The organism is Mycolicibacterium neworleansense (genome assembly GCF_001245615.1).
In the GTDB taxonomy this organism is placed as follows: domain Bacteria; phylum Actinomycetota; class Actinomycetes; order Mycobacteriales; family Mycobacteriaceae; genus Mycobacterium; species Mycobacterium neworleansense.
In genome coordinates this window covers 49,479-61,210 of the sequence record NZ_CWKH01000001.1, presented here as the reverse complement: position 1 = coordinate 61,210, position 11,732 = coordinate 49,479, and the positions used below count along the sequence as shown (strand labels likewise).

General features: G+C 66.6%; 12 protein-coding genes. 5 read left to right on the top strand and 7 right to left on the bottom strand.

Annotated elements, in window-relative coordinates:
- Positions 1 to 74 precede the first annotated feature (74 nt).
- The gene (locus BN2156_RS00305; protein WP_162490694.1) at positions 75 to 386 is read left to right on the top strand and encodes a 2Fe-2S iron-sulfur cluster-binding protein; all 312 of its coding nucleotides are present in this window, start codon (positions 75 to 77) and stop codon (positions 384 to 386) included.
- Here BN2156_RS00305 and BN2156_RS00300 read toward each other — a convergent pair.
- Genes BN2156_RS00300 through BN2156_RS00285 form a run of 4 tightly spaced genes read right to left on the bottom strand, consistent with a single transcriptional unit; the run spans position 371 to position 4,372 of the window.
- Positions 371 to 1,432, bottom strand: coding sequence for a CaiB/BaiF CoA transferase family protein (locus BN2156_RS00300; RefSeq protein WP_090509052.1), 1,062 nt, complete (start codon positions 1,430 to 1,432; stop codon positions 371 to 373). The two genes, BN2156_RS00305 and BN2156_RS00300, sit on opposite strands and share 16 nt — an antisense overlap.
- Positions 1,429 to 2,385, bottom strand: coding sequence for an LLM class F420-dependent oxidoreductase (locus tag BN2156_RS00295; RefSeq protein WP_090509050.1), 957 nt, complete (start codon positions 2,383 to 2,385; stop codon positions 1,429 to 1,431). The genes BN2156_RS00300 and BN2156_RS00295 overlap by 4 nt, the downstream gene beginning before the upstream one ends.
- Entirely contained in the window at positions 2,385 to 2,783 is a 399-nt protein-coding gene (locus BN2156_RS00290) for a cobalamin B12-binding domain-containing protein (RefSeq protein ID WP_090509048.1), read from the bottom strand. Before BN2156_RS00290 ends, BN2156_RS00295 begins: the two co-directional genes overlap by 1 nt.
- Entirely contained in the window at positions 2,783 to 4,372 is a 1,590-nt protein-coding gene (locus BN2156_RS00285) for a methylmalonyl-CoA mutase family protein (protein WP_090509046.1), read from the bottom strand. The genes BN2156_RS00290 and BN2156_RS00285 overlap by 1 nt, the downstream gene beginning before the upstream one ends.
- Before the next feature lie 254 nt (positions 4,373 to 4,626).
- On the opposite strand from BN2156_RS00285, the gene BN2156_RS00280 reads away from it, so the two are divergent.
- Genes BN2156_RS00280 through BN2156_RS00265 form a run of 4 tightly spaced genes read left to right on the top strand, consistent with a single transcriptional unit; the run spans position 4,627 to position 8,560 of the window.
- Positions 4,627 to 5,475 (top strand): SDR family oxidoreductase, encoded by an 849-nt coding sequence (locus BN2156_RS00280; RefSeq protein WP_090509043.1) that lies wholly within the window; start codon positions 4,627 to 4,629, stop codon positions 5,473 to 5,475.
- Complete coding sequence (locus BN2156_RS00275; RefSeq protein WP_090509041.1) at positions 5,472 to 6,974, top strand: class I adenylate-forming enzyme family protein; 1,503 nt, start codon at positions 5,472 to 5,474, stop codon at positions 6,972 to 6,974. Before BN2156_RS00280 ends, BN2156_RS00275 begins: the two co-directional genes overlap by 4 nt.
- Complete coding sequence (locus BN2156_RS00270) at positions 6,971 to 7,273, top strand: hypothetical protein (RefSeq protein WP_090509040.1); 303 nt, start codon at positions 6,971 to 6,973, stop codon at positions 7,271 to 7,273. Before BN2156_RS00275 ends, BN2156_RS00270 begins: the two co-directional genes overlap by 4 nt.
- Positions 7,274 to 7,282: 9 nt before the next feature.
- On the top strand, positions 7,283 to 8,560 hold the full coding sequence (locus tag BN2156_RS00265) for an MFS transporter (protein ID WP_090509038.1): 1,278 nt from the start codon (positions 7,283 to 7,285) through the stop codon (positions 8,558 to 8,560).
- Here the strand turns inward: BN2156_RS00265 and BN2156_RS00260 are convergent.
- The 3 genes from BN2156_RS00260 to BN2156_RS00250 all read right to left on the bottom strand — a co-directional run bounded on the left by BN2156_RS00260 (position 8,551) and on the right by BN2156_RS00250 (position 11,683).
- Entirely contained in the window at positions 8,551 to 9,288 is a 738-nt protein-coding gene (locus tag BN2156_RS00260; RefSeq protein ID WP_090509035.1) for an SDR family NAD(P)-dependent oxidoreductase, read from the bottom strand. The genes BN2156_RS00265 and BN2156_RS00260 overlap by 10 nt on opposite strands.
- A gap of 54 nt (positions 9,289 to 9,342) precedes the next feature.
- On the bottom strand, positions 9,343 to 10,365 hold the full coding sequence (locus tag BN2156_RS00255) for a phosphotransferase (RefSeq protein ID WP_162839224.1): 1,023 nt from the start codon (positions 10,363 to 10,365) through the stop codon (positions 9,343 to 9,345).
- 115 nt (positions 10,366 to 10,480) lie between these two features.
- The gene (locus tag BN2156_RS00250) at positions 10,481 to 11,683 is read right to left on the bottom strand and encodes a cytochrome P450 (protein ID WP_090509033.1); all 1,203 of its coding nucleotides are present in this window, start codon (positions 11,681 to 11,683) and stop codon (positions 10,481 to 10,483) included.
- Positions 11,684 to 11,732 lie beyond the last annotated feature (49 nt).

The window sequence follows — 11,732 nt, the reverse complement described above, 5'->3', positions numbered from 1 at the left end:
CACCGAGAAGATACTATCAGTTAACGAGAATGGTATTCTCTTCCTATCAGAACGTACTTGCACAGGGGAGTCTCATGACCGCAGAACCGATGGCCGGCAGCGACGCGGACGGCAAGGTCACGATCGTGTTCGACCGCGAGCAGTTGTCGGTGCCGCGGAGGCCGGGCGAGACCCTGCTGGAGAGTGCGCGCCGGGCCGGGATGACGCCGCCCTTCTCGTGCGAGGCCGGTAACTGCGGCACCTGCATGGCCAAGCTTCTCGAGGGGACCGCCACCATGCGGGTCAACGACGCGCTCGACGACGACGAAGTTGCCGAAGGCTACGTGCTGACGTGCCAGGCGGTGCCGGACTGCAATTCGGTGACGGTCTCCTACGACGAAGACTGAGCGGGCTGGCTGTACTCATCGAACACCGGCGCTGGCCGGTAGTCGGGCGTATAGCCGGTGACATGCACCGGACTACCCACCAACCGGAAATCGCCTGCGCGAACCAGCACCTCAGGCGTGGCGTCCAGCGCCTGCGGCAGCGTACGGACCGCGGCCGCCGGAATCCCCAACGGCTTGAGCCGAGACTCCCAGCCCGCGGCGGTATCGGTCGCCAGCGCGGCGGTCACCACATTCAAGACCTCGTCGCGCCGGGCAGCCCGCTCGGCCATCGTCTCGAACCCCTCGACACCCGCCTCACCGGCGAACGACTTCCAGAAGCCGTCGTGGGTGATGAACAACGCGAGAAAGCCCTCGGCCGTCGGGAACAGTTGCGCGGGTACGTAATAGGAATGCGCCCCAAACGGGTGGCGGCGCGGTTCGGCACCGTCGTTGAGATAGGCCGACGCGCGGTAGTTCAGTTGCGAGAGCATCACGTCGCGCAGCGAGACATCCACCTGGCCGCCCTTGCCCGAGACGATCATCGCCAGCAGGCCCAGCGCAGCGGTCAGGCCGGTCGAGTTGTCCGCCGAGGAATAGCCGGGCAGCGTCGGTGGGCCGTCGGGGTCGCCGGTCATCGCGGCTACGCCGGTGGCGGCCTGGATGACGTAGTCGAACGCCGGGTCGTCTCCCCCGTCCAGCCCGAATCCCGTCATCGCGACACAGACGATCTTGGGATTGAAGCGCTGCAGATTCTCATACGTCAGGCCCAGCCGGCGGATCACCGACGGCTTCATGTTCACCAGCAGCGCATGAGAATCAGCCACCAGCTCGGCGAGTTTCGCCTGACCGGCCTCCGAGGCGAGATCGAGGCAGATGCTGCGCTTGCCCCGATTGAGGCTGGCGAAATAACTGTCGCTGACCTGACGAGAGATCTCGCCGCCGGGCGGCTCGACCTTGATCACCTCCGCACCCAGATCGGCCAGCATCATGGTGGCGTACGGACCCGCCAGCATGACGCCGACCTCGATGACGCGGATGCCCGCCAGAGGACCCGAAGCAGAACTCACCGTACAGCCTTCGCGAGCTCCGCGATCACCTCACGCGTCCGGTACTTCGACGCGATCAGCTCGTCGCGCGTCTCCCCGATCGGCAACAAGCGCACCGACAGGTCGGTCACCCCGGCGTCGGCGAACATTTGGAATCGACGCAGGATCTGATCCATGTCGCCGGCCGCGCACAGATCACCGACATTGCGGGCCTCACCCCGGTCCAGCAGCCGCTGGTAGTTCGGCGAGGTCTCGGCCTCGGCCAAGATGCGGTTGGCCCGCTCCTTGGCGGCCTCGATCTCGGAGTTGGCGCACAGGGTGACCGGGATGCCGGCCACGATGCGCGGCGCGGGCTTCCCCGCTTCCGCGGCGGCCTTGTTGATCTTCGGTGCGATGTGCTCACCGATCGCCTTCTCGTCGGCCATCCACAGCGAGGTCCCGTCGGCGTGCTCGCCGGCGATCTGCAGCATCACCGGGCCCAGCGCGGACACGAGCACCGGCATCGGGGTGTCGGCCGCCAGCACGGTCGGATTGTGCACGGTGAACGAATCGTTCTCCACATCAACCGGTCCGGGGCCGGCAATCGCGGTGTTCAACACCTGCAGATAGTCCCGCGTGTACGCCGCGGGCTTCTCATAGGGCAGTCCGAGCATGTCGCGCACGATCCAGTGGTGCGAGGGCCCGACGCCCAGGGCCAGCCGGCCGCCGGACATGGCGTGTACGGATAGCGCCTGACGGGCCAGCGCGATCGGATGCTGCGCCTGCAAGGGCACCACTGCGGTGCCGAGCTCGATACGCGTCGTGTTGGCCGCCATCAACGCGACCATCGTCAGGCAGTCGAAATCGTTGGGCACCTGCGGCATCCACGCGCTGTCCAGGCCGGCCGACTCGGCCCACTGGATATCGGAGACCAGCTTGGACACCTTGCGGGCCATATCGCCGCGCTCGGCTCCGATCATCACACCGAGACGCATCAGCCTGAAACCTTTTCTGTCAGCGCACGAACATCGGTCACCAGCGTCTCGAGCGATGTTCCCGTCGGGAACACCGCAGCCGCACCGGCATCCAGCAGTTTCTGGACATCGGACTGCGGGATGGTGCCGCCGACGACGACGGCGATGTCACCGGCATCCGCTGCCCGCAACGCCTCGACGGTGCGCGTGGTCAGCGCCACGTGCGCACCCGAGAGGATCGAAAGTCCGACCAGCGCAACGTCTTCCTGCAGTGCAATCGAGACGATGTCCTCGATGCGCTGCCGGATACCGGTGTAGATGACCTCGAATCCGGCATCGCGCAGGGTGCGGGCGACGATCTTGGCGCCACGGTCATGGCCGTCCAGACCGGGCTTGGCGACCAGTACTCGGGTTGCCATCAGAACACCACCGGCTGCTGGAACTCGCCCCACACCGACTTCAATGTCGACACCATCTCTCCCACTGTGCAATACGCATTGGCGCAGTCGATCAACCGGTGCATCAAGTTGTCGTCGCCCTCGGCACCCCTGGCCAACGCGGCCAGAGTCTCTTTCACCGCGACGTCGTCGCGTTCGGCCTTGACCTTCGACAGCCGCTTGAGCTGCAGATCGCGACCCTCGGCGTCGAGCTCGTAGGTGTCGATGTCGGGTGCCGGCTCGTCGGTGACAAATCGATTGACCCCGACGACCGGCCGCTCCCCCGATTCGACCTCCTGGTGGATCTTGAACGCCTCGTCGGCGATCAGGCCCTGCAGGTAGCCATCCTCGATGCACCGCACCATGCCGCCGTGCTTCTCCAGGTCGTCCATGATCTCGATGATCTTGGCCTCGGTGGCATCGGTGAGCGCCTCCACAAAGTACGAACCGCCCAGCGGGTCGGCCACTTTGGTGACACCGGTCTCGTAGGCCAGGATCTGCTGGGTCCGCAGCGCCAGCGTCGCGGACTCCTCACTCGGCAGGGCGAACGGCTCGTCCCACGCGGCGGTGAACATCGACTGCACGCCGCCGAGTACCGCGGCCAGCGACTCGTAGGCCACCCGCACCAGGTTGTTCTGCGCCTGCGGGGCGTACAACGACGCCCCGCCCGCCACACAGCCGAACCGGAACATCGAGGCCTTGTCCGTGGTCGCGCCGTAGCGCTCCCGCACGATCGTGGCCCAACGGCGTCGGCCGGCCCGGTATTTGGCGATCTCCTCGAAGAAGTCACCGTGGGTGTAGAAGAAGAAGGAGATCTGCGGGGCGAACTTGTCGATCGTCATCCGGCCGCGTTCGACGACGGTGTCGCAATAGGTGACACCGTCGGCCAGGGTGAACGACATCTCCTGCACGGCGTTGGCACCCGCGTCGCGGAAGTGCGCGCCCGCCACCGAGATCGCGTTGAACCGGGGCACCTCGGCGGCACAGAACTCGATCGTGTCGGCGATCAGCCGCAGAGACGGCTCCGGCGGCCAGATCCACGTGCCACGCGAGGCGTATTCCTTGAGGATGTCGTTCTGGATGGTGCCGGTGAGCTTCTCGCGCGGCACACCCTTCTTCTCCGCGGCGGCCACGTAGAAGGCCAGCAGGATGGCGGCGGTGCCGTTGATGGTGAAGCTGGTGCTGATCTTGCCCAGCGGGATGCCGTCGAACAGGATCTCGGCGTCGGCGAGAGTGTCCACGGCAACGCCGACGCGACCGACCTCTTCCCCGTACTCTTCGTCATCGGAGTCGTAGCCACACTGGGTGGGCAGATCCAGCGCCACCGACAGACCCGTCCCGCCCTGGTCGAGCAGGTAGCGGTAGCGGCGGTTGGATTCCTCGGCGGTGCCGAAACCGGAGTATTGCCGGAAGGTCCAGGTCTTCCCGCGGTAACCGGACGCGAAGTTGCCACGCGTGAAGGGATAGGTCCCGGGCGCGGGCGGCTCGACCGCGCGGTCGCTCGGTCCGTAGACGGGCGCCAGCGGGATGCCAGATGGGGTCTGTACCGGAGGTACAACTTGCTCGCTCATCAGTGGATAACGTACTTGCTAAAAATGAGAATGCCAATACCGCGTGGTGGAAATGTAGCGGCTGTACTGGCCGGGAGTGCTCCGACCTGCGCACCGACGGCATCGCGCGACGAGACCGAACAGGTCTGGTCGACGCCGATTCCCCGGCCGTCGCGCCCGACGATTACGACACTTGCTAAAAATGAGAATGCCAATACCATTTGGGTACGGTTGACAACGGCGCACTGTTAACGCTGCGCTGAACGAGGAGGACCATGTCCAGCCAGCAAGAGTCATTCAGCGATCGCACGCTGGTCGTTTCCGGCGGCAGCCGCGGTATCGGGCTGGCGATCGCGCTCGGCGCGGCCCGTCGCGGAGCGAACGTGGTGCTGCTGGCCAAGACCGCAGAACCCCACCCCAAACTCCCCGGGACCGTGCACACCGCCGTCGCCGAGGTCGAGGCCGCCGGCGGCAAGGGCGTCGCGGTGGTGGGCGATGTGCGCAAGGAAGAGGACGTGGCCCGCGCGATCGAGACGGCGGTCGAGCACTTCGGCGGCGTCGACATTGTGATCAACAATGCCAGCGCCATCTCCACCGACCCCACCGAGTCGCTGTCGGCCAAGAAGTTCGACCTGATGATGGACATCAACATCCGCGGCACCTTCCTGCTCACCAAGGCCGCGCTGCCGCACCTGCGCAAATCCGCGAACGCACAGGTGCTCACGCTGGCCCCGCCGATGAACATGAACCCCTACTGGCTGGGTGCGCACCCGTCCTACACCCTGTCCAAGTACGGCATGACGCTGCTGTCACTGGGTTGGGCCGCCGAATACGCCGACTCCGGAATCGGATTCAGCTGCCTGTGGCCCGAGACCTACATCGTCACCTCTGCGGTCACGAACCTGGCCGACGGGCAGAACCTGGCGCAGTCGTCCCGCAGCCCCGAGATCATGGCGGATGCGGCGGTAGAGATCCTGTCGCGTCCGGCGGCCGAGGTGAACGGGCAGACCTTCGTCGACTCGGAGGTGCTCACCGCCTCCGGTGTCACCGACCTCTCCCGTTACGGCGGCGGGGACGATCCGATCATCGACATCTTCATCGACGCACCGGGACAGGGCCTATGAGCATCTCGCTGCTGCTGGAGATGGCGGTTTCGGGCGGACCCGACCGCACCGCACTGGTGTCCGACGATCTCCGCCTGACGACCGAGGAACTCAGCAGCCTGGCCGACGGTGGCGCCGGTGTCATCGCCGCCTCTGGAGCGGCCCATGTGGCCTATGTCGGCACCGGCGGCGCGCTGCTGCCGTTGCTGCTGTTCGCCTCGGCCCGTGCCGCCGTCCCCTTCACGCCGCTGAACTACCGACTCAGCAAGGACGGTCTGCACGAACTGATCGAACGACTGCCCGAGCCACTGGTGGTCACCGATGCCGAATACGCCGACGTAGTCGCCGGAGCCGGCAAGCAGGTGATGACCTCCGAGGAGTTCCTGGCCGCGGCGCGCACCGCCGAACCCGCGGCCGAGTTCGCCGACCCCGACGCGGTCGCGGTCGTGCTGTTCACCTCGGGCACCACTTCGCGTCCCAAGGCCGTCGAGCTCACCCACAACAATCTGACCAGCTACATCACCAGCACGGTCGAATTCGCCTCGGCCGCAGAGGAAGATGCCGCCCTGATCTGCGTCCCGCCGTACCACATCGCAGGGGTCAGCGCGGCGATGTCCAACCTGTATGCCGGCCGGAAGATGGTGTACCTGCGCCACTTCGACGCCGACAGATGGGTCGAGCTGGTCCGCAGCGAAGGCGTCACGTCGGCCACCGTGGTGCCGACCATGCTGGACCGCATCGTCACGGCCCTGGAGTCGGCCGGCCTGCAGTTGCCCACCCTGCGCAACCTCGCCTACGGCGGCTCCAAGGTCGCGCTGCCGCTGGTCCGCAAAGCCCTTCAACTGCTGCCAGAGGTCGGCTTCGTCAACGCCTACGGGTTGACCGAAACCAGTTCCACCATCGCGGTTCTGGGACCCGACGACCCCCGCGAGGCGCTGGCCGCCGACGACCCGGCCGCCGCCCGCCGGCTCGGCTCGGTGGGTCAGGTGGTGCCCGGTATCGAGGTCCAGATCCGCGCCGACGACGGCACCGTGCTCGGCGCGGGCGAGACCGGTGAGCTGTTCGTGCGTGGCGAGCAGGTGTCGGGCCGCTACACCGACATCGGCTCGGTGCTCGACGCCGAAGGCTGGTTCCCCACCAAGGATGTCGCCATGCTCGACGAAGGCGGCTATCTGTTCATCGGTGGGCGCTCCGACGACACCATCATCCGCGGCGGGGAGAACATCGCCCCGGCTGAGATCGAGGACGTGCTCGTCGAACATCCTGAGGTCCGTGACGTGGCCGTGGTCGGCCCCGAAGACCCGCAGTGGGGGCAGATCATCGTCGCGGTCGTGGTACCTGTCGAGGGCGCTTCGCCCGACCCGGACGCACTGCGCGATCATGTGCGCAAGCAACTGCGCGGATCCCGCACCCCCGACCGGGTGGTGTTCCGCGATGAACTGCCCACCAACCCGACCGGCAAGGTGCTGCGCCGCCAACTCGTCGACGAACTCGCACCCATCTCGAAGGAGTCAGCATGATCAAGAACGGCACCCGCCTCCAGAGCCAGGTGTGCGACACCCAGGTCATCGTGGTCCGCAGCGCCGACAGCCTCGACGACCTCCGCGCCGGAGGCGTGCCCATGGTCCCGCTCGACCAGGAAAAGGACTCGGGCGCAACGATCGACGCGGCGTTCTCCGATGGCAACCTGATGGGCAAGCGCTACGTCGACGAGGGTGGCGCCGAGGTGCTCGTGACCAAGGCCGGGACCGGCACGCTGTCGATCGGAACCACCGCGCTCAGCCTCAAAGAGGCCAAGCCACTGCCTGCCAGCGACTAGCACCGGGCCATGGCCTCGCGGGTGACCCCGCTGCGGGTCGCGGTCGCCAGTTTCATCGGCACCACAGTCGAGTTCTACGACTTCCTGATCTACGGCACCGCGGCCGCGCTGGTTTTCCCCAAACTGTTCTTTCCACAGGCCTCACCAGCAGCCGGAGTGCTGCTGTCGTTCGCCACCTTCGGTGTCGGGTTCATCGCCCGGCCGCTCGGCGGCATCGTGTTCGGCCACTTCGGCGACCGGCTCGGCCGTAAACGGATGCTGGTGTACTCCCTTGTCGGCATGGGCGTTTCGACCGTGCTGATCGGGTTGTTACCCACCTACACCCAGATCGGTCTGCCGGCCCCGCTCCTGCTGACGGTGCTGCGGTTGTGTCAGGGCTTCGCCGTCGGAGGTGAGTGGGGCGGGGCCACGTTGATGGCGGTGGAACACGCAGGCCCGGAACGGCGCGGGTTCTACGGATCGTTCCCGCAGATGGGCGCACCGGCCGGGACGGCAGCGGCCACCCTCGCGTTCTTCCTGGCTTCCCAGCTGTCCGACCAGCAGTTCCTCACCTGGGGCTGGCGGCTGCCCTTCCTGTTCAGCGCGGTGTTGATCGCGATCGGCCTGGTGATCCGGCTCAAGCTCACCGAAAGCCCCGAATTCGCAGCCATCCGTGAGGATTCGGGGATCTCCTCGATGCCCGTCGTCAAGGCGCTGCGGCGGCACTGGCGCCAGATCGTCCTGGTGGCCGGCGCCTACCTGTCCCAAGGTGTGTTCGCCTACATCTGCGTGGCCTATCTGGTGTCCTACGCGACCACCGCAGCCGGAATCAGCCGAGGCTCCGCACTTTTCGGCGTATTCATCGCCGCGCTGGTGGCAGTGGTCGCCTACCCGCTGTTCGGCGCCTGGTCGGATTCGGTGGGCCGCAAGCGCCTTTTCCTGTTGGGCGTTCTGCTCATGGGCCTGTCGGCGTTCCCGGCATTCGCGCTGATCAACACCGGCGATCCGGTGCTGTTCGGCCTCGCCCTGGTGCTGGTGTTCGGCCTGGCGATGGCGCCGGCGGCCGGCGTCACCGGGGCGTTGTTCAGCCTCGTCTTCGACACCGACGTGCGCTACAGCGGGATGTCGATCGGTTACACACTGTCCCAGGTTCTGGGCTCGGCGTTCGCGCCGACCGTCGCCGCCGCGCTCTACACTTCGACCCACTCCAGTGATGCAATCGCGTGGTATCTGATTGCGGTGTCAGCGGTTTCGAGCATCAGCGTCAGCTTGCTGCCATCGGACCGGCGGGCCGTCGCTCACGCGTGACGGCCGGTCACCCCGCCGTCCACCACCAACTGTGTGCCGGTGATGAACGACGCCTTCGGCGACATCAGGAACGCCACGGCGGCGGCGACCTCGTCGGGCTGACCGAGCCGGCCCAGCGGTGCGGCCTGTTCGAAGCTTGCGCGGATCTCCTCGACATCCAGCGCGATCTGCAGCATCGGGGTGTGGATGAAGCCCGGACACACCGCGTTGACCCGAATTCCCAACGGGCCCAACTGGGCAGCCATCGACCGGGTCATCCCGAGCAGGCCGGCCTTCGAGGCGCAGTAGGCCGGAATGAACGGGTTGGCGGCCAGGCCCTCGATGCTCGAGATGCCGACCACCGAGGGCGCCCCGCCGTCGGCCGCGGCCTTCTCCAGGTACGGCAACAGCAACTGGACCAACAGCGCCTGCGCGCGCAGGTTCACGTCGAGCACCGCGTCCCAGGACTCCTCGGTGTAGGCGCCCACAGGTTCGGGCAGCACCCGGCCCGCGGCGTGCACCAGGCCGTCGATGCCGCCGAGCGCCTGGGCCGCCTCCTCGACCGCAGCCGGCAAGGCACCCGTGTCACACACGTCGATCACCGTCGAGGGCATGCCCAAGGCACCGGCCACGTCGCCAACCTCGGGAGCTATGTCCCACAACGCAACCCGCCGCCCGTCCGCGATCAGCGCCTCCGCGCTGGCTCGCCCGATTCCCGACGCTGCACCTGTCACCACCACACCTGTCATGCCGGACAGGTTAGGGGCTCCGCGGCGATCCGGAGGCGATTTTGGTTATACCGACTAATCGATGAGATCAGCCAATGCCTGCGCGGTCTGAAGATCCTCGAACGCCGCCGAATACCGCTGCGCCAGCGCCAGGGCGATGTCGGGCCGTTGCCACAGCTCTCCCGCGCTCGCGGTGGCCAGCCACGTCATCAGACCGTGGGCAACCGAAGCCCGGTAGCGCAGCCAGATCTCATCCGGCGACGGCAGTTCATCGGCGGGCAGTCGCAACTCGTCACGGTATTCCTCGAGCAACTGCCGCTCGGCGGTGCGGCGATCCTCGGTGGTCAACGCGCCCTGTAGGAAGTAGCCGAGGTCCAGGGAGAAGTTGCCGTGGCGCGCGACCTGCCAGTCGAGGAAACCGACATCGCCGTCGGGCAACAGATAGGTGTTCCCGATGTGGGGATCACCGTGCAGCAGCGTCTGGGCGGTGCCGGGCAGGGTGAGGGTCCGGATGAAGGGTTTCCAGGTCCCTTCCACCAGTTCGTCGATGGTCAACGCATGCACCGAGGCAGGCGCATCGTCACCGAGACGCTCCAGCGCAGCCGGCAGGGGCGCCCACTGCATGCCGTCCCACGGCACGAACGGCTCCAGCCACTCCAGACCGGGACGGCGCACGCGTTCGCCCCAGAACGCACCGTGCAGCCGGGCCAGGCCGCGCACGCCATGAGCGGCCTGCTCCACGGTCAGCGGCCGGGTGGCATCGCGCGGGTCGGCTCCTCGCACCGTGAGGTCTTCCATGATCAGCACGAAGTCTTCGTCGCCCTCATCGACGGGGGCGGCGTAAACGGTCGGATGTTCCAGCGGGAGATCGACTTTGGAGTTGAACAACCTCGGCTCATGCAGCAGGCCGCTGGTGTACTTGATCATCTCCTTGTGGCCGGGGTCGACAGCCTTCGCGAACACCTTCGACGGCCCGGTGGGCCCCGGCGAGTACGTGACCGAAAGGCGCGCCCGCCGGTTGGTGCCGTCGTCGCGCATGTCGATGGTCACGCGGTCCACCACCGCGCCCGGGTGATGGTCGGCCAGTGCCGCCGTCATCCACTCCGGGGTGACCTGGGTCCAGTCCTTGGGGACGGTGAGCGCGGCCGTCACGCGGTTGCCTCGCAGGCTCGACTCCCGCGCGTCCAGGTACGGTTCGCTCCGCAAGCGTCGCTCACGGGATCAACGCCGGCATCGAATCCCAGCCGCGGACAGTCGAAGTCGGCGACAACTCGGCGTTGGGGAGATCGACATCCCACTCCGGGAACCGTTTGAGCATCTCCTCCAGCGCGATCCGGCCCTCCAGTCGCGCGAGCGCCGAGCCCAGGCAGTAGTGGGTTCCCACGCTGAACGCCAGATGCTGGCGCTGCTCGCGGTGAATGTCGAAAACCTCGCCGTCGGGCGGGAACTGACGGCTGTCGCGGACAGCCGCACCGATCAGCATCATCATCACGCTGCCCTCGGGCACCGTCTGGCCGTAGAACTCGACGTCGCGGGTGACGTAGCGGGCCACGTGAGGGGCCGGCGGCTCGAAGCGCAGTAGTTCCTCGATGGCCTGCGGGATGAGAGCGGGATTCTCGACCAACTGGCGCCGCTGATCGGGGTGCTCGGCGAGTACCTTTGCGGCCCAACCGATCAGCCGGGTGGTGGTCTCGTTACCCGCACCCGCCACCACGTTGATGTAGATCAGCAGTTCCTCGCGGGTGAGCTTGCGGGTGACCCCGTGCTCGTCGGTGAACTCGACGTTGAGCAGGTCGGTCATGATGTCGTCGGACGGATTGTCCTTGCGCCAGTCGATGTACGTCTCGAAGATCGAGCCGTCGACCAGGCCCTCCTGGGCGGCCTTCATCGGCTTGCCCGCCTCGGTGCGCAGCTGATCATTGCCGTGATCGCGGATCATTTCCTGGTCGTCCTCGGGGATGCCCAGGAGTGCGCTGATCACCCGCATCGGCATGATCGCGCCGAAATCCTTGATGAAGTCGATCTTGCCGGTGCCGACCAGCGGATCCAGCGACTGGGCGCAGAACTCGCGGATCTTGGGCTCCAGCGCATTGATCTTGCGCGGCGTGAACATCCGCGACAGCAGCTTGCGATGCGCGGTATGGATCGGCGGATCCTCGAAAATCAGGGCGCCCGAGGGAATGACGATGTTGGCCTTGATCAGTTCGATGATCGCGCCACGAGCGGAGCTGAAGGTCTCGTGGTCCACGAGGCCTTTGTTGACGTCGGCGAAGCGGCTCAGCGCATAGAAGTCGTACTGCTCGTTGTAGTACAGCGGCGATTCCTCGCGGAGCCGCGCGAACGTCGGGTACGGATTGGCGTTGATCTCGACGTCGTAGGGGTCGAAGTACACGCTCTGGGTCGCGCTGGCTGTCACGGAAATCCACCTCTCTGTGTCCGAGAGCGGAGTTTACACACGGATGGTT